The 16,879-nt window shown below is 50.8% G+C and carries 16 protein-coding genes and 1 pseudogene; 6 read left to right on the forward strand and 11 right to left on the reverse strand.

The window, feature by feature from the left end; genetic code table 11:
• Positions 1–23: 23 nt before the first annotated feature.
• The 4 genes from ACJA3I_RS00555 to ACJA3I_RS00570 form a co-directional block, all read right to left on the reverse strand.
• Positions 24–341, reverse strand: coding sequence for a flagellar hook-basal body complex protein FliE (locus ACJA3I_RS00555; protein ID WP_458862829.1), 318 nt, complete (start codon positions 339–341; stop codon positions 24–26).
• 303 nt (positions 342–644) lie between these two features.
• A complete protein-coding gene (locus ACJA3I_RS00560) occupies positions 645–1,025 on the reverse strand; it encodes a hypothetical protein (RefSeq protein ID WP_458862830.1) in 381 nt (126 codons plus the stop codon).
• A gap of 161 nt (positions 1,026–1,186) precedes the next feature.
• Positions 1,187–1,468: an HU family DNA-binding protein gene (locus tag ACJA3I_RS00565; protein ID WP_458862831.1), complete on the reverse strand. Its 282-nt coding sequence runs from the start codon at positions 1,466–1,468 to the stop codon at positions 1,187–1,189.
• A 126-nt stretch (positions 1,469–1,594) separates the two neighbouring features.
• Positions 1,595–4,441, reverse strand: coding sequence for an EAL domain-containing protein (locus ACJA3I_RS00570; protein ID WP_458863805.1), 2,847 nt, complete (start codon positions 4,439–4,441; stop codon positions 1,595–1,597).
• On the opposite strand from ACJA3I_RS00570, the gene ACJA3I_RS00575 reads away from it, so the two are divergent.
• On the forward strand, positions 4,389–4,859 hold the full coding sequence (locus ACJA3I_RS00575) for a hypothetical protein (protein WP_458863859.1): 471 nt from the start codon (positions 4,389–4,391) through the stop codon (positions 4,857–4,859). The two genes, ACJA3I_RS00570 and ACJA3I_RS00575, sit on opposite strands and share 53 nt — an antisense overlap.
• Before the next feature lie 185 nt (positions 4,860–5,044).
• On the forward strand, positions 5,045–6,547 hold the full coding sequence (locus ACJA3I_RS00580) for a sensor domain-containing diguanylate cyclase (protein WP_458862832.1): 1,503 nt from the start codon (positions 5,045–5,047) through the stop codon (positions 6,545–6,547).
• Positions 6,548–6,573: 26 nt separating this feature from the next.
• Here ACJA3I_RS00580 and ACJA3I_RS00585 read toward each other — a convergent pair whose 3' ends face one another.
• Positions 6,574–6,741 carry a hypothetical protein gene (locus tag ACJA3I_RS00585; protein WP_458862833.1) on the reverse strand — a complete coding sequence of 56 codons (168 nt, stop codon included), beginning with the start codon at positions 6,739–6,741 and terminating at the stop codon, positions 6,574–6,576.
• A 606-nt stretch (positions 6,742–7,347) separates the two neighbouring features.
• On the opposite strand from ACJA3I_RS00585, the pseudogene ACJA3I_RS00590 reads away from it, so the two are divergent.
• Both ACJA3I_RS00590 and ACJA3I_RS00595 read left to right on the forward strand, forming a co-directional pair.
• Positions 7,348–8,258 (forward strand): annotated as a pseudogene (locus ACJA3I_RS00590) (sensor histidine kinase).
• A 32-nt stretch (positions 8,259–8,290) separates the two neighbouring features.
• Positions 8,291–9,448 carry a sensor histidine kinase gene (locus tag ACJA3I_RS00595; RefSeq protein WP_458862834.1) on the forward strand — a complete coding sequence of 386 codons (1,158 nt, stop codon included), beginning with the start codon at positions 8,291–8,293 and terminating at the stop codon, positions 9,446–9,448.
• A 177-nt stretch (positions 9,449–9,625) separates the two neighbouring features.
• Here the strand turns inward: ACJA3I_RS00595 and ACJA3I_RS00600 are convergent, their stop codons facing one another.
• Positions 9,626–10,330 (reverse strand): response regulator transcription factor, encoded by a 705-nt coding sequence (locus tag ACJA3I_RS00600; RefSeq protein WP_458862835.1) that lies wholly within the window; start codon positions 10,328–10,330, stop codon positions 9,626–9,628.
• 256 nt (positions 10,331–10,586) lie between these two features.
• Between ACJA3I_RS00600 and ACJA3I_RS00605 the strand changes: the two genes are divergently transcribed.
• Positions 10,587–11,300 carry a response regulator transcription factor gene (locus ACJA3I_RS00605; RefSeq protein ID WP_458862836.1) on the forward strand — a complete coding sequence of 238 codons (714 nt, stop codon included), beginning with the start codon at positions 10,587–10,589 and terminating at the stop codon, positions 11,298–11,300.
• Positions 11,301–11,877: 577 nt separating this feature from the next.
• Here ACJA3I_RS00605 and ACJA3I_RS00610 read toward each other — a convergent pair.
• The 4 genes from ACJA3I_RS00610 to ACJA3I_RS00625 form a co-directional block, all read right to left on the reverse strand.
• Complete coding sequence (locus ACJA3I_RS00610) at positions 11,878–13,140, reverse strand: L-cysteine desulfidase family protein (protein ID WP_458862837.1); 1,263 nt, start codon at positions 13,138–13,140, stop codon at positions 11,878–11,880.
• A gap of 402 nt (positions 13,141–13,542) precedes the next feature.
• Positions 13,543–13,959 carry a DUF134 domain-containing protein gene (locus ACJA3I_RS00615; RefSeq protein WP_458862838.1) on the reverse strand — a complete coding sequence of 139 codons (417 nt, stop codon included), beginning with the start codon at positions 13,957–13,959 and terminating at the stop codon, positions 13,543–13,545.
• Between the two features lie 26 nt (positions 13,960–13,985).
• On the reverse strand, positions 13,986–15,017 hold the full coding sequence (gene citC, locus ACJA3I_RS00620) for a [citrate (pro-3S)-lyase] ligase (RefSeq protein ID WP_458862839.1): 1,032 nt from the start codon (positions 15,015–15,017) through the stop codon (positions 13,986–13,988).
• 271 nt (positions 15,018–15,288) lie between these two features.
• On the reverse strand, positions 15,289–15,603 hold the full coding sequence (locus ACJA3I_RS00625) for a TfoX/Sxy family protein (RefSeq protein WP_458862840.1): 315 nt from the start codon (positions 15,601–15,603) through the stop codon (positions 15,289–15,291).
• Between the two features lie 425 nt (positions 15,604–16,028).
• Here ACJA3I_RS00625 and ACJA3I_RS00630 point away from each other — a divergent pair, with 425 nt between their 5' ends.
• Entirely contained in the window at positions 16,029–16,652 is a 624-nt protein-coding gene (locus tag ACJA3I_RS00630; protein ID WP_458862841.1) for a GNAT family N-acetyltransferase, read from the forward strand.
• On the opposite strand, the gene ACJA3I_RS00635 is transcribed toward ACJA3I_RS00630, so the two are convergent.
• A complete protein-coding gene (locus ACJA3I_RS00635) occupies positions 16,649–16,837 on the reverse strand; it encodes a hypothetical protein (RefSeq protein ID WP_458862842.1) in 189 nt (62 codons plus the stop codon). The two genes, ACJA3I_RS00630 and ACJA3I_RS00635, sit on opposite strands and share 4 nt — an antisense overlap.
• Positions 16,838–16,879: the final 42 nt, after the last annotated feature.

Raw genomic sequence — 16,879 nt, forward strand, 5'->3', positions numbered from 1 at the left:
CTCGTCTTAATCCTTATTAACAATCATATCTGCATTTGCAGAATCTCTTTGTAAGCATTGACAGCGCGGGATGTAAGCTGAACCGTGGTCTGAATGGCCGCTTCCGCTTTTAACGCGTTGATCTGGATCTGCGATAGGTCTTCGGCATCCCCTGCGGCAAGCCGGATGCCGTCGTTTTCGGCAATTTCAGAAAGCTGTTCGGTCTGTTTCATGGATTCGCTCAAAATATCTGAAAACGAGCGCGTTGTTTTTTCCCCTGATGAAGCATCGCTGCTCCATGGATCAAAACCTGTTTTTTGCATCACTGCGGCTGGCTGCGTTTTGGAAAATATCGGTTCCATCGTGCTTCTTTCCCCCATCAAATATTATTTCTCTCTCAATACACCGGCTGTGCATGGCAGCGCTGCAGGCCTCTCAAAGCCGCAGGGCGATTGCTGTCATATCCTGTCACAAATACGGATTTTTTGGAATTTATACACAGTATATCAACTATACATAAAATAAAGGTTTACACAGCATAAAGCTTACTTTATATTACTGTTTTTCTGGCCTATTAAGTTTTATATCATCTGTAATATATTTCCGCCGCCAGGCAAAGAATGATTCAGCCGGCCGGTTTCAAACCGCGGCCGCCCGTTTCTCTTTCACTTGGCGCAGTTATTTTCAAAGGGCTGCACATGATCTGCCGAAAAAGCGCGGGGCTTTCCGCAAGGGGCCGATAGGGTTTCCCCTGTAAGGCGTTCGCCTAAAGGCGCAGAGCCGATGCTTTTTTGTTCCTGTTTTTTCGCCGCAACAAAGGAGGAAAGGCAAAAAAGATGCGGTTTGCTCCCTGCAAGAGAGCAAACTACATCTAAAATCATACCGGCAAGCGAGAGGGTGTTTTGAGGCAAGGCAACATTTGGTTTGCGGCGGTGCGAAAAAAATGCCTGTTGACTGCCCCGGTGAATCAAGTCGGTCTCTTCCAAAAGCGCATCCGTGCCTTGCGGATGCCTGCCCGTTTTTAGTCTGCCACCGAATTTGCTCATGCATTTGCAGCTGCCGCATCGCTGTTTGTTTTCCAAACAGCAATGCGGCCGATATCATTCATTCAATAAAGGCGCGCCGTTCAACCATTCCCAAACGATCCTGCTCTTGTTTTCTCCATCGTGATCCATATCGATTTTCACGGTGCGCCTTTGTGTTTTTCTCATTGTTCCTGTTTATTGACCATTTCTTTCAGCGCTTTTCCCGCGCGGAAGATAACGCTTTTGTGATTTGTCGGTGTTTCTGAAATATCTTGAGCAGTGCAGCGGGCCAGGCGGCGATGATGTTTTACTTCAAACACGCCGAATCCCATCAACTGCAATTTTTCTCCGCTTTCAAGGGCTTTCATAGATGCCAAAAGCAGCGCGTCAAAGGCCATGCCGACATCTCTTCTTGACATATTGGCTGCTTCCGCCGCTTGCTGGATCAATTCTGTTTTGTTCAAAAAAAGTCTCCTTTCTAAAAATTCTGGTTTTCGCGGGTGTTCCGGCAACAGCTCAAAGGGAATATGTTCAGCAGCATCCGGCTTTTTAAAGCAGGGATGACTTTGAAGATATGGCGGGAGATCCGATCATGCGTCGTTTTCACGCTGAGCGATCAAGCAAAAGGTCTGCCGTTCTCCATGCGAAACGATATATTTCGCATGCACCTTGAAAGCGCAGTATTGTTCGGCGCTGATCTTCCAGCGGCAGCTGCATTCTTTCCAGTTGGCGGAATCGGCGTAAGCATCGTGAAAAAGTTCAAGCATCCTGCCGCAGTCTTCCGGATGGACAAGCTGAAGGATTTCTGTCCAGCTGCGCCTGAACATCTCTTCCTCGATGCCGCAGGCGGTGCAGAAGTTATTGTTGCACCGCAATATTTCAAGGTTGCCGTCAAACAGCTCCACGATCGCGGCCGCGCCCCAGAACGAATTGAACAAAATAGAGGCCGAGCTATCCGGATCCCACATTTTTTCGGGGATGGCCGCTTCCGGCAGGGGGTTGTTTTTTTCTGTATCCGCGGCGGCCTTGGCGTTCTTTTCCGCCAATTTCTCGAATTCGTCGATGGGCACCGGCCGCGAATAATAATATCCCTGAATAACATTGCAGCCGATGGTCTGCAAATAATCTGCCTGGGTTTTGGTTTCAACGCCTTCGGCGATGACCGGAAGGTTGATCCAGTTGGCCATTCTCACGATGGAATGCAGAATGTTTCCGCCTTTTTCTTTATCACCGTCATCCCGCAAAAACTTCATATCCAGCTTTAAAACATCGACCGGAATGTTTTTTAAGGTGTTCAGCGAGGAATCGCCGCTTCCGAAATCATCCATTTCCACGGTGAAACCGTTCTTTTGCAGCTCTTTCACCGTGAAAATAACTTGTTCGGGGTCATCGATATAGGCGGATTCTGTAATTTCCAGTTTCAACATGGAAGGCGGCAGTTCGTGCTTCTCGATCAGCGCGATGAAAATGGCGCACAGATCCGTTCTGTAAAAATCCATCCGCGAAATATTCACCGATATGGGGATGTTTTGCAGCGCTCCGCCTCTGTCGGCCCAGCTGCTCAAACACTTGCAGGCGCATTCCCACACATATTGATCCAGCTGCGTGATGAACCCGTTTTTTTCAAAAACGGGGATGAACTGCGCCGGCGAAACATATCCGTGATCCGGGTGTCGCCAGCGAACAAGCGCTTCGGCCCCCACGATCTGCTTGGTGGAATGGTTGATCTGCGGCTGAAGAAAAATTTCAAACTGCCCCGAATTAAGCGCTTCTTCCATCTCGCCTATGATCTCCTGCTCACGCAGCATCTGCTCGCGCAGTTCGCCTTCATAATAGGCAAAATAATCGTAATAGTTCCCTTTCACGGTGCGCGCCGCCATGGCGGCCCAGTTGCACATTTGATCCATTGGCACCGCATGATTCTTCACGGCGTAAACACCGATGCTGGCCCGCAGATTGATGGGCAGGTTCAGCTGCCTGATGCTTGCCTTGATATTGTCATTGAGCTGTTTCAGATCAAGGCTCGCGGCGGGCACCAGCAGCGCAAAATGATCCTTATCCAGCCGCGAATAGGCCCCCATGGGATAATTGCTTTCCAGCATCTGTGCAATCGATTTCAAAACAAGATCGCCGGCTTTATTGCCGAACAGTTCGTTGACGATTTTAAAGTTGTCGATATCAAAGCGCACCACCGCAAACTCGGTGTCGGCGTTTTCAAGCAGCATCGCCTGGGCCTGCTGCAAAAAGAACGAACGGTTGGGAATTCCCGTAAGATGATCGCGGGTGGCCAAAAATTCCTCTCTTTTTCTCAGCTTGCTTTCTTCTGTGATATCTCGAAATGCAAAGTAGCTCCCCACAAAAAGCCGCTGTTCATCTTGAATCTCCACATAATTTCCGCTGTAACAGCGCTCTTTTCCTTCCCCGGAAGCCACGGTTATTTCAAAAGCTTTCTGCAGCGCCTCGCGCCTGTTAATGGGAAAGCCTTTCGCGCTCACAAATTCATCCAGCGTAAGCGCCCCGATCTGGGCATTCTCCAGGGCAAAGATATCGGCGCACGCCCGGTTGAACGACACTAAAATACCGCGGTAATCGAAGATCGCCATGCCATCGGTGGAAACATCCACCAGCAAAGAATGGAATCTGCGGATAAAACCAACCGGTTTGAAGCGAAAAGTGGTGTAATCGAGCAGATATGCCGTGAACCCATATGTGATGATCGAAAGATCATATTCCGTTCCGAACACCGGCCCCAGCAGGAAAAGGCCGTTGAGCAAAACAGAACCGCCCATGAGCAGGAAGAACAGGCCATATCGCCAGCAATAGATCTTTGGCGTCCTGCGATATTTCGCGATCACGATCGCAACGGCGCTGCCCGCCAAAACATAGCAGATGCTCAGGTGGCATAAATGAAGAATATTGCAGCCGATGGAGCAATGTTCGATGCCCTTGAATAAAAACGGAGAATATGCGGTAACTTCATAACTGCATATTCCCGAAGCTAAAATCGCCGTATCAAGCAGCGCAAGCGCCAAAGCGCCATAATGCAGCTGCCTGCAAAACCGATGCTGCCCCGTATATACCTGAGCATAACGCACCAAATAATAGCTCATCCAGGCGATGCTCATCGATTTGAGCCGCCAAAGGTTTTTGGTGTCGATGCAGTCCTTTGCCATAAAAACGGCCAGCGCATAAAAAACAATGGCCAGCGCGCTGAAAAGCAGAACACCTTTTGTCTTTTTACCGATATCGGTATTGTTTTTTCTCAAACGAAGAAGACATCGTATATCCATGCAGAAGGAAATCACGATGAACAGCATGTATGCATAAAAACCGGGCTTCATCCCTTTTCCCCCAATCAAACAATCTCTATTCCATCGGCTCACCATGGCAAACGCAATGCAGCATTCCCAGAAAATCCCCATGATGCCGTCAATCATGTTATTCCACAAAATCGGCAAGTTGAAAGAGCCGCCTCTTATTTTGTCGAAACAGGCCCGCCGCAGATCCATCAAATTTTGCGTTCAACCCATGCACAGAAATAAAAAAGATCCTGTCGATTTATCGACAGGATCTATCAATCCCGCTGCCCCCAAAAGGGCAAAACGATTGATATTGCTCTGCGGTTCAAGTATAATACCCATGGGATTTAAGCTTTTTGATGCTTCATCGGCAAAGCCCCTGTGTTTTGCGGCTTGTTTTTGCAAAACATTTCATTTGGCCATGGGTTTTGCGAAGAGATGCGATGCGGCGAAAAACCAAACCTGCGGCACCGTCCCATCCCATTGGGGCTTGTTCACAGGATGCGCTGCATGCCGGCGCAGCCGCGCGGCATTTATTATGAAACAATGGTTTTAAACACGCTCTGACAGAAAAAGCAGCATGGATAAGGTGTATTTGGGGATCGATATTCAAAACAGATCTATGATGAACTCCACCTTTACAGGCATGTACCAAGAAAACTATCTATCGTGGAACAGAAAAAAATACACACCTTGCCGCTCGTTTTCAAGCAGCGTTCTGGGGGAAACATAGGGGAAAATATGAAGGTTTATAAACGCAGCTTTTTTTTCACAGCCATGCTATGGCTTTTTTTGCTTGTGGCAACGATCAACACCATCACCTTTCTGGCTTATACCATTTCAGATCATACCCATGATATGCTGACCGCAGTCGCGGTGAAAGATACCCGGCAGCAGCTGAAAGCCATGGTCAACAGTGAAATCGCGCGGATCGATCAAAAACGCAAAGCAGCCGTTGAGCTGCTCCGTTCGGAACTCAATATTTTAAGCGCTCAGCTGCAGCACCTGCCGGTGGAACAGCTGGATTTTTTTCTGCGCGCCACCATTTCAGAATATCAGGCGGATAAAAACACGCCGCAGCTGTTCGCCGCATTATATAACACCGATTCGGATTCTTTGACTTTTTACGGCCGCCAGAACAAACAGTTTGACCGCTATGAAGAGATTCAGGCCGATTTTCGAAAAGAGTTATCCGTAAAGCAGTGTCACATTATGCTTTATGCTTATCAGGAAGATGTGGATCTGTTGGTCAAACAACAAATATACAACGAGCTTGCATCCGCAGATGATACAGACAACACGCATTTTTGGGTCAATCAAATTCTGAATTTTAAAGGCGGCGAGCGTTATGCCATCCGCATCATCAGCCCCCGCCTTAAAACTTCAGAAGGAACCTACCTCTCCACAGGCGAACAAGATCTTTCGGGCAATTTCCCATACCGAACGGAATTGGAAGGACTTTTGGAAGACGGTGAACTGTTCCAATCCCGTCATTTTAAAAATGATATGGGCGATGCAGCCGCGGCGGAATATGAATACGCGAAACTCTACAAGCCCTTTCAATGGGTCGTCGCGGTGGGGAAACCCGTTCAGGATACCGTGCATTATGCCGATGCGCTGTTCCGCTGCGGCAGCAAATACATCCGGCGGCTCGCGGCGATCCATACCGCAGTCATCATCAGCATTTTTGTTCTTGCCTTCGCGGGGCTGACCGTGTTGTTCCTGCGGGCCCTGCGCAGGCTGCGCAAGGCTGACGGCCCGCAGAATTGGCCTATCGATGCTCTGCACGGCAACGAACAAATGCTCTGTGACAGCTGTTCGGCAGCGCTGAAAAAAGGCCGCACTCTCTCTCTGTTTTTGATCGATGTGGATAATATGCATCGCATCGACCGAAGATACGGCCGAAAAATGGCCCAGACCATATTGAAACAGACCGCGCTCTGCATTCAGGAAACCATCGGCGTGGGCAACCGTATCTATTCCTGGGGCGATGATTCCTTTGTGGTCATTGCATCCGAAGAAAACGGGGCGGAATGCAGCCTGCTCGCCAATAAAATCATCCGAAATGTGGGGCTAACGCCTTATTTGGTGTCGGATGAATATTTTCACATCACGGTATCCATCGGCGGCACTCTTTTGACAAACAGCGATATCGACCTGACGCAGCCCATGACCCGGGCAGAGCATGCTTTGAAACGCGCGAAAGAGCAGGGGAAAAATTGCTATGTTGAGGAATTACAGTGAGCAGAAAAAACAACATAAAAAAACGCCTAAAAATGCAATCGCCCCAGCGGCGCATTGAGGCACTCGCCATAAAAAAACGAAACAAGAAAAACATCAGCTTTTTCGGCTTTTTTATACACAATTATATTGCCTTTTCCCTCTCGCTTATTCTCGGAGGGCTGCTGATCCTTTACAGCGTCACAAAGCTCTGCCATTATATGATGCCTTCCTATGATCTGGATACTTTTCTGAAAAAAGCGGTCAAACTGCAGGATGCAGATTATTTTCATCTGAGCATCTCCGAATATCTGGGGCCGGATGACCACCTTTTCCTGCTGGATGCACAAGGGCATGTTTTGTTTACGAACGATCATACCAGCTACACAGATTTTCCGCTCAGAGAGCTGGAATGCATTCAGGCCTATAACGCAGAATACACCTATAACTATTCTCAATTTGAAAACACTTCCGGGGAGCCTTACGCGCTGCTCACAAAACAGACATATTTGCCTGACGGCCGGTCGAATATGAACGGCTATACGCTTCTTCGCTCTGACGGGTCGATCTTAGACGGAACTCTTTTTCAAAACAGACAGGCATTTTCAAAAAGGGAGCTTTCCTTCCTGCTTGGTCAGGCGCCCGATGGCGGCAACGCCTTCAGGGTCGATTATGTGACCCCCGACCGGGAAGACAGAACGATCGTTTTATATATTCGCACGCCGTCTGCCGAAGAATATAACGATCTCTTTTCCTCCAGAAAAAAGATGCAGTTGGCGATCATTCCCCTCTATATCCTTTTGGGAATCGGGGCCATGCTGATCATGGCGAAACGAGTGCGCAATTATCTTGCGCCCATCAATGATGCGGTCATCAGCTTCGGGCGCGGAAACGGCGACCCCTTAAAAGGATATACCGGCCCGGAAGAGCTTCGCGAACTGGCCGAAAATCTTCGCGCCTTATCAGAAGAATTGGCGGAAAGCCGGTGGCGCCAGCAGCAGGCCGAAGATGCGCGCAGAAAACTTCTGGCGGATATTTCCCATGATCTGAAAACGCCCATCACCATTGCCCAGGGCTATGTTGCCGCCCTGCGCGATGGGATGATCCCCAAAGAGCAGCAGCCGCAATATCTGGATGCGATTTTAAGAAAGATGAACCGATTGAGTGAATTGATCACCAATTTTCACGATTACAGCAAGCTGGAACATCCCGATCTGGCCATGTGCATGGAAGCGGTGGATATCTGCGGTTTCGTTCAGGAATTTTTTGCCGAAAAGTATGAAGAGATCACCGCGTTTGATTTTACTGTTGATGCGGAAATCCCTGACGAAGAGATCGTTTGCAATATCGACAAGGCCCTGTTTATCCGCGTGATGGAAAATCTGTCGAATAATTCGATGAAATACAATCCCCCCGGCACAACGATCTTCGTTTCTGTTTATGGTTCATCGGGGCAGGCGATTATTCAGATCGGCGACGACGGCATCGGGCTGTCTCAAGAAAAAAGGATCATCTCTTCGAACCCTTTGCAACAGGAGATCAATCACGCAGCTCCAACCATGGTTCCGGCCTTGGGCTGGCAATCGTCAAAAAAATCATCTCCGCGCAGCATGGCAGTATCGAGCTTTGCGATCAACAGCAAAAAGGCACTTTGTTTGAAATTCGATTGCCCATAGCCGCCCGGGATGATTTGACAGAAGAAACGCTTGCCGAAAAAAGCACACTCGATCTATAAAATCATTGTTCTAAAAAGAAGGGAGCCGATCAATGACAATACCCAAACATATGGAAATGCTCGAAAAAGTCATTTTATCAGAATTTGACTTTGTTATGCTGATTGATTTAAATAAAAACCACTTCACCTTTCTGCGCGGCGCAGAAAAAAATACCGCCCTTGCCCCGTTTCTCGGGCTGCCCTATGATCAGGTCGTTGAAGCGTTGTGCAATCAGTTCACTGTTACTTCACACAGAGAACTGGTCAGGCAGCATTTCTGCCTGTCAACCATCAAAACAAAGCTTGTGCATAACACGATATATGAATTCATCGGATACAGCTTCTTCCCCGCCGCTCCGTCAGCCTTGAAAAAACACCGCATGTATTATTTTGAAAAAGAGAGCGGGCTTGTTTTATATACCTGTTCGGATACCGCAGCCGAACAGGATGAGAAGGCGCAAACTTTGGAGAAAATCAAACAGCGGTCAGAGCAGATGAAAAAGATCAAATCGCGCCTTGCCTGCGCCATGTGGAAAAATCTGAGGACCCCTCTTGAATGCATCCTCCGCAGCGCCCAGCAGATTCTCAAAGACCGGGGCGCCTCTCAGCAGATCTGCGACTGTGCCGCCGAAATCTATCAGGAAGCGCGCGAAATGCAGGAAACCATTCAGCAGATCCTGCTTTCCGATCATTCAGATCCCACCTGCCCGCGTTTGAGATGCAATACCATCGATTTGCACTCGGTCATCGAAACCTTCCGGCAGCAATGTGAAGAACTGCTGGCCCAAAGGCGGCAAACGCTGATTTTCGATTGTGAACCGCTGGATTCGCTTCATTTGCTGGGTTCAGAATGCTATTTGCAAAGCTCTGTTATGGAGCTCGTTAAAAACGCATCCATCTTTTCGGATGAAGGGCAGGCCATCCATGTGCATCTGCGCGAAATCAGATCCTCTTCGCCGCGGGCGCATTTTCAGGTGACCATTCGCGATAACGGCGTCGGGATCTCAGGCGATATGCTGCCCTTTATTTTCGAGCCGTTTTATCAGGTCAAACAAACCCCCATGCAGCCGGCGCAGGGCCCGGGGCTGGGGCTTTTCACCGTGAAACGGCTGTTGTCGCTCAAAGGCGGCAAAATCGATGTTCAAAGCACCGTCGGGGTGGGCACCACGGTAACCATCGACTGGTTCGCGCCCAAAGACCCCGATTATTAAATCATCCGAGTTTTCTTCCGCCGCAGGGCTTCCCGCAAAACGCGTTCAAGCCCCGACAAAGATCTTTGTCGGGGCTTGAACGGCGCATGAGTCTTTAGAAAGCGCGCGCTTTGCGCGTTTTCATGCGGATAGAAGCAACCGGGCTGCACAGGATGGATCGCCCTGACAGCATATGTTTCATTCGGGCTTTTCAAATTTATAACCCAGCCCTTTAACCGTTTTGATGTATTTCGGCTTTTTGGGGTCATCCTCGATCTTTTCTCTTATTTTGGAAATATGCATATTGATGGTGTTGCTGTCGATATCGATGCAGTCACCGCTTAGCACATCGTGAAGATGCGAGCGCGGGAAAATACGATTGGGCGAACCCATCAGCTTGGCAAGTATTTTAAACTGCGTGGAAGTGAGCGGGATGACTTTGCCGCGTTTGATAACAGTAAACGCATTCATATCCAGGGTAAGATCTCCGCATACGATGGTTTGGTTAAGCTTTGTGTCGCCGCTTGCCGAGCCCAATTTATAAAACCGCCGAATATTTGCATTGACCCTTGCCACAAATTCCAGCGGGTCAAAAGGCTTTGTCAAATAATCGTCGGCCCCCAGGTTCAGCCCCAATATTCTGTCATACTCATGATTTTTAGCCGATAAGATAAGAATTGGGGTGTTGCTGCTTTCTCTGATTTTTTTGATGAGCTCATATCCGCTGATATCCGGCAGCATGATATCCATAATGATGAGCGCATATTCCCGCGCATGGAATGCCTCAAGCGCTGATTCCCCGTCTTGCGCAACATAGAGATCATATTGTGCCGCTTCAAGATAAAGCCGCAGCAGAGATATAATCTCCATATCGTCTTCAACCACGAGAATTTGGTAGTTCATACTTTCCTCCATTCTATAAAACCGATTTTCCGCCCATGTCAACATGAAACTCATGCAATGCATATAGATGCACTGTTATGGAAAATCATTATCATCGTATGATAAAACAGCATAAGAACAAAATGATGATCTACCTTTACCTGTGTCTGGCTGCATTTATAAGCATAACGCAGGCAAACGCTTTGAAAAGGCTTGTGCCGCCATGCTTCTTTCCTATATAATAATAACTTGAAATTGTATTGTTCGGGGTGTTGACATGATCGTATCAGAAAAATATCATATTTTGGTTGTGGAGGATGATGCTGAACTTTTAAACATTATAACGCTCTATCTGCAAGGAAACCATTGTGAAGTTTTTCCTGCCGTCAATGGGCTGGAAGCACAGCGGATCATGACGAAAAAGAAAATCGATCTGGTGATATCCGATATCATGATGCCTTGTATGGATGGATATGATCTGACGCAGTGGATCCGAAAAAACAGCAACATCCCCATTATCCTCTTATCTTCCAAAGATGCTTCAAGTGATAAGATCCTGGGTTTGAACCTGGGCGCCGATGATTACATCACCAAGCCCTTCAGCCCCATCGAGCTTCTGGCCCGCGTCAATTCCAATTTGCGCAGATACCATGAGCTGGGCGCTGTGTCCGAAAACCCAAGCGAATGCCGCAGCGTGCAGGCCGGCGGGTTATATCTGAATTTTGACGAGTTTTTATGCACGAAGAACGGAGTTCCTGTCGATTTGACCCCGGCTGAATATAAGATTTTGGGGAAACTGATGATGTCGCCCAGAAAGGTTTTCACGAAAAAGCAGCTTTATGAAAACATTTACGGTTCTTATATCAACAGCGACGAACGAACCATGAAAGTTCATATCTCCAAGCTGAGAGAAAAGATCGAGGATGATTCCAAAAACCCAAAATATATTAAAACCATCAAAGGGATCGGTTATAAATTCGACACGATGTGACCGAAAAGCGGCATCCGTTTTCCAAAGCAGGCGGAGCGGCTTTTTCGGCAAAACGCAAATAGAATCCTATCTTTTTTGTAAACCTCTCATGTGACGCGTCGCATCAGAGGTTTTTTTACTGCGCAAAAACGGATCGCACGCTCAGCACGCGCATGAGGGATGCCGCTATGCAGAGCCGGATAAGCTTTCGCCATCATGGGGCGCTTATAAAATAAAGCCGGTGCGCAGCGTCTTGCTGAGCACCAGCTCCGGCGATGCGAAAACCGTGTTTTTGCTGAAAATGCCGTGTTCCGGGGCATCCCTGCCGAAAAAGCAAAACGCCCCACGGCCGAAAATCTGCCTGCCGCCAAAATAGCGTCAAGGGAACAGCCCCTGAAGCGGTACTGTTCCCTTGCAAACAATTTAATTTTTCAATGCGCCGCATTTTCCGGTTAGACAAACAGGAATAGACGAAGGGCTTGTTTCCCGCATAGCCCTGTCGAACCTGTCGAGCGCGTTCCATCTGCCTGCGGCCGCCGATCATCGCTGATTTTCGGCGCTTCACAAGCCCCGCTCTGTGCGATCGGCGTTCTGTTTTTTATTTATGCAGCATGACATCCAGAATGGTGGGGTCGAGGTTCGGGATGCCTGTGGTGGCGATTTTGCCCAAACCTTTGATGGTATCTTCCACATCCTTGCAGACGATGCCTTCTTTGCAGCAGGGGGCAATGCCGTTGAGGGCAAGGGTCGTGGCCAGAACGGCCGCCTGCATGCCCGAAGCGATTTTCAGCGCGCAGGTGGTTTTGGCGCCGTCGCAGATCATGCCGGTCTGGTTGGCCAGCATGGTGTTGATGGCGAGCTTCATCTGTTCCAGTGTGCCGCCCATCAGATAGATCATGGCGCAGGAAGAACCGCAGCCGCCGGCCAGCGCCGAACCGCATAAGGGGGAAAGGCGGCCCATGCCGCTTTTCACATGAATGGTGATCAGGTTGCTGAGCACCAGCGCGCGCGCCAGCTCTTCCTGGCTTTTGTTCATTTTTTCGGCCAGTGTCGCCACGGCCACTGTGCAGGAAATGCCCTGGTTGCCGCTGCCCGCCGTTGTCATGATCGGCATTGCGCAGCCATCCATGCGCGCATCGGAAGCCGCGGCGGCCGCCGCGACGATCTCGTTGGCATAGTTGCTTTCCAGAAAACCGTTTTCCAGCTGGCCCTTCAGTGCTTTGCCCACCCGCAGGCCGTAATCGCCGCGCAGGCCTTCGTTGGAAACGGCTTTATTCATTTTTGCGCCCTCTAAAATAAAGGAGATGTCATCAAAGGGGGCATTCATGGCAAAATCATAAATTTCATCCACGCTCATGCTCACATGATCGTTCGATTGGGCGGTGGCTTCTTCTTTCTTTTCAAAAACCACTTCGCCGTTTTTCTCGATCAGGATCACATTGGTGTGTTCTTTCTGCAAAATGCAGCGGCCCGTTCCCTGATTGGTTTTCACCACGGCCTGCACATACAGCTTCTCGGGCGAATCCGCCAGCGCCATGCGCAAAACCTTCTTTTCCAACAGGGCGTTTGCCTTTTCCAGCTGTTCGGGGGTCATATCGCAAAGGATCTCAAGCTTCTTATCCGAACGCTTGATCACCGCGCCCAACAGCGCCGCGATATCGATGCCCGTCATGCCGGTTCCGGGGATGCCGACGCCGAGTGCGTTTTTTACAATGTTCCCGCTCAGGTAAAGCTGAACGCTTTCAATTTCGCCTTCTACCTGCTCCGATGCGATGGACACTGCATACGCCACAGCGATCGGCTCGGTACACCCTTGTGCAGGAACGACTTCCTTGTTCAACACTTCAATAAACTTATGCATGATGATCTCCTTTTTGCTGCTGCAAAGATTTCAATAGAGCCCGTATCCCCGGCTCGCGGGTGTGGGTTTCGGAGTTTGTCCACTCACTGCACCAATTCTATCAAATCCGTTCTCTGCTGTCAAAATGATTCTGATGAATTTACCCGAAAAAGTGCAAAAAACGAAGAAAATGAAGCGATTTTTCAAATTTTGGTGCATTTATGTTTTATTGCATTGATGTATACAAAACAGCATCGGCGCTTGGCGGATTTTGCGTTTCCCGCGCGGCGGGCCAAAAGAAAAAGCGCGCCGCAAAATTTCGGTCTGCCGGGCAGCGGCCCCGCGGGCTGCGCCGGCAAACGATCCGGGCGCAATTTCCTGCGGGGGCGATCCCGGCCGCTTCGTTTTGCGTCGCGCCCCGGTTCATCGATCTGTTTTTTCGTTTTCTTCCGTTTCGCCGCGGTGCGCGTGCCCCTTACCGCAGCAGGGATGTTCCCGGCGGCCGGGGCAGCCCCGCCCCCCGCAATCATGGCCGCCGCAATCGGGCCGGGCGCATACGGCATAGCTTCCGCCCGAAATTTCCAGCTTGCCGCCCTCTGTCAAAAACCCGGCCAGTTTTTGGCGGGCGCTGAGATAGATGCGCTGAGCCGTGGTGCGCGCCACATCCATGCGGGCGGCGCATTCTTCCTGGGTCAGCCCTTCGCCATCGATCAGGCGGATGGTTTCATATTCTTCCACCGTCATGCAAAGCGTCTGCTTTTCTTCCGGGCCGCTGCTGCAAAAAAAGCTTCGGTTGCGCGGCAGCGCGCAGACACGCCGGCATTTTGTGGGTCTTGGCATTATTTTTCACGCTCCTTCGCGGTCGGTCATTTCTCGGCGGCCGCGGCTTTTTCGATCAGCTGTCTGCCCTGAGAGGTCTGCAAAAAATCCCATGTGGTCTGGGGCACCAGCGGGCGGATCTCTTCCACGCGCCCCTGCGCCATCAAAGCTCTCACACGCGATGCGCTGATGGCGCTGCCGCTTTCTTCTTTTCGGCGGATCTCCACCGCTTCGATGCCATGCCGCGGCAGGATCTGCTTCATTTGTTCGTTATAACGGGCCGTCACGGGGCAATAGGGCTCCTGCCCCATGAAGCGCCGCGTGATGCCCAGCGCGGGGGCAAACCAGCGGCAGAAGATCTCCAGATCCAGCGCCCCGCCCGCTCCGCTCAAGATCTGCTGTTCCTTTAAAAAATAGGTGGGGAAGGTGGCCGAAGAGATCAGATAATCCGAAGTGGGATGCACCAGCACATTGGGCAGATCGGCGGTGCCGGCTTTGGCAAGCTCCATGCGCACCGCGGAAGGGAACAGGCTTTTATCTTCGGAAAGGATGAACAGGTGGAGCGTGTCGCAGGCTTTGGCCGCAACTTCCACCAGCGCCCGATGGCCCAGCGTGAAGGGGTTGCAATTGGCCACCACGCAGCCCTGCAGCCCGCTTCCCTTTTGCAGCCCGTTCACAAAATCCGCGATGCCGTTCTTTTTGTTTTCCATCAACAGCATCTCTTCGGTGGCCGCGATGGGATAAAACCCGAAAGGCGCGAACATTTCTTCGTTTTTCGGTTTGGTGAAAAGGAACAGATGATGCTGCCCCGCCGCGAAAGCCGCGCTTTGCAGCTGTGTCATCACCGCCGCGGTAAGGCCCATGCCGCGGTATTCTTCCGCCACGGCAATACATTTCAAAGTGCTGCCGTCCAGCGAACCTGTGGCCGCGATCTGCCCCTCGCCGTCATAACAGACCGCCGTTTTCTCGATCTGCTCGTCATAGGCCAGCCCCTGCGCCGCCAAAAACCGTTCCAAGCGCCGCCGAACCGCGCCGCCAAAGGGTTTTTCATAAAATTCCCAAACAAAGCTGCCTTCCAAATCGACCCCTGCCTTCCGTTTGATGCGTTCTATCGTTTTCCGATGGCGCCAAAGCGCCCTTTCATTCTTTCCACGCGCCGCCATGGGCGCGCAGGCTGCAAAAACGGCTGCCGCCCACTGATGCTCTTTCGGCCGCCGGCTGCCCGGCGAGCCTTGGTCCTATCATGGGCAGGCCGTCAGATGCTCTCCTGTCTGCACAGCAGTCAGTATATCATAGCCGCTTTTTTCAATCAAGTTTCCCCCGCCCCGCCCGTGGTTTTGGGCGCGGGCGTCAGCGCGGTTTTTTCGGCATCGGCAGCTGCGGAGCCATCGCCGCAAAAAGCCCGGCCAAAAAGGCCCCGTCCTCCACATTTTCCACCAGCAGCATTTCTTTCGCGCCCGCGTAAGGCAGTTCCCGGGCAGCCCCCGGCATAAGCCCGACGGCCGCTTCCACCGGTTTCACCAGCAGGCGGTCATCATAGATGCCGCCAACGATTTTGCCCTGATAATAAAGCAGATATTCACCCATCATGGCGCGATAGGAAACATCCTCCAAACCGGAAAGCTTTTCAAGGATAAAATCCAGATATTCTTTGTTAGAAGCCATCCCGCATCACCTCCGCAGGCAAAAAGCCTGTTTTTACGCTTCCCCCCGCCCCATTGGTTTGGGCCGCCCGCGTTCTCTTTAAAAACCGCACGCTTTCCGGCCTGTTCTTCGGCGGGTCGTTTTTCCTGCTTTCATCATACCATGATTTCCCGCGGTTTCACAGCCTCTTTGCCCGCCGCCGCGCTTTTCACGAATTGTTTTTCTGCCGCGGCCCGGCCTGCTGTTTTCCAAACCGCTCTTGCAAAGGGCGGCTTGCTGCTCTATACTGGTTTCAAGAGAAAGCCGCGGCTTTTTCAAATTCATTATAAGGAGAGCTGCTGTTTGAAAAACAACACCTCAGAGCGTGTCGGCTGACCGGGAGGTTTGCCGAATCCCGCTCAAACCTCCCAGAATTGACAACCATCAATTTACAGGAGGAATCAGAAATGAAAAACGAACTTATCATCCGCCCCGAGACCCCCACAGACTATGCCGCCGCCGAAGCCCTGACCCGTGAGGCGTTTTGGAATGTTTACCGCCCCGGCTGTCTTGAACACTATGTTCTCCACTGTTTTCGCGGCAGGAAAGATTTCATCCCTCAGCTGAGCCTGCTTCTTGAGCAAAACGGAAAACTGATCGGCCATGTGATGTATGCCCGATCCGAGATCCATACCGACAGCGGCACAGATCTCCCCATCATGACCTTCGGCCCCCTCAGCATCCATCCCGCCTGCCAGCGGCAGGGCTATGGAACCATGCTGCTGCGCGAATCCATGCGCAGGGCGGAACATCTGGGCGCGGGCGCGCTGGCCATCGAAGGCAATATCGGTTTTTACGGCAAATCAGGCTTTGCCATCGCCAGCACCAAAGGCATCCATTACGCCGATGAACCGCGTGATGCGCAGGTGCCCTATTTTTTGATCTGCGAACTGAAGCCCGGTTTTCTGGATGGCGTCACCGGCACCTATCGCGACCCCGACGGATATTTCGTAAGTGAAGCGGAAGCCCTGCGTTTTGACGCGGCGTTCCCGCCGAAAGAAAAGAAGAAGCTGCCGGGTCAGCTGTTTTAAAGCATGAAAAAAGGCACGGGATCGGAGTCATCGCTCCATTTCCGTGCCTTTCGTCTGTTATAGGCTTTCGCGTTTTCGGGTTTTCTTGTTACGGGGTTCAGCGCGCCCCAGGTGCTGCGGCGCTGTGCATCGCGCTTCCGCTGTTCTTTTTTCGAAAGTTTTTCATAAGGGATGAATTTTTTCATTGTGCGGCTCCTTTCATCGGTCCTTTGCCTGATGATACCAAA

This window comes from Acidaminobacterium chupaoyuni, assembly GCF_047936785.1.
In the GTDB taxonomy this organism is placed as follows: Bacteria; Bacillota; Clostridia; order Oscillospirales; family Butyricicoccaceae; genus Acidaminobacterium; species Acidaminobacterium chupaoyuni.

Coding starts and splice junctions, on each gene's coding strand:
- ACJA3I_RS00555 (WP_458862829.1), bottom strand. CDS start 341: ATGGAACCGATATTTTCCAAAACGCAGCCAGCCGCAGTGATGCAAAAA.
- ACJA3I_RS00560 (WP_458862830.1), bottom strand. CDS start 1,025: ATGAGCAAATTCGGTGGCAGACTAAAAACGGGCAGGCATCCGCAAGGC.
- ACJA3I_RS00575 (WP_458863859.1), top strand. CDS start 4,389: ATGGCAAACGCAATGCAGCATTCCCAGAAAATCCCCATGATGCCGTCA.
- ACJA3I_RS00570 (WP_458863805.1), bottom strand. CDS start 4,441: ATGATTGACGGCATCATGGGGATTTTCTGGGAATGCTGCATTGCGTTT.
- ACJA3I_RS00580 (WP_458862832.1), top strand. CDS start 5,045: ATGAAGGTTTATAAACGCAGCTTTTTTTTCACAGCCATGCTATGGCTT.
- ACJA3I_RS00585 (WP_458862833.1), bottom strand. CDS start 6,741: ATGGCAGAGCTTTGTGACGCTGTAAAGGATCAGCAGCCCTCCGAGAAT.
- ACJA3I_RS00595 (WP_458862834.1), top strand. CDS start 8,291: ATGACAATACCCAAACATATGGAAATGCTCGAAAAAGTCATTTTATCA.
- ACJA3I_RS00600 (WP_458862835.1), bottom strand. CDS start 10,330: ATGAACTACCAAATTCTCGTGGTTGAAGACGATATGGAGATTATATCT.
- ACJA3I_RS00605 (WP_458862836.1), top strand. CDS start 10,587: ATGATCGTATCAGAAAAATATCATATTTTGGTTGTGGAGGATGATGCT.
- ACJA3I_RS00610 (WP_458862837.1), bottom strand. CDS start 13,140: ATGCATAAGTTTATTGAAGTGTTGAACAAGGAAGTCGTTCCTGCACAA.
- ACJA3I_RS00615 (WP_458862838.1), bottom strand. CDS start 13,959: ATGCCAAGACCCACAAAATGCCGGCGTGTCTGCGCGCTGCCGCGCAAC.
- ACJA3I_RS00625 (WP_458862840.1), bottom strand. CDS start 15,603: ATGGCTTCTAACAAAGAATATCTGGATTTTATCCTTGAAAAGCTTTCC.
- ACJA3I_RS00630 (WP_458862841.1), top strand. CDS start 16,029: ATGAAAAACGAACTTATCATCCGCCCCGAGACCCCCACAGACTATGCC.
- ACJA3I_RS00635 (WP_458862842.1), bottom strand. CDS start 16,837: ATGAAAAAATTCATCCCTTATGAAAAACTTTCGAAAAAAGAACAGCGG.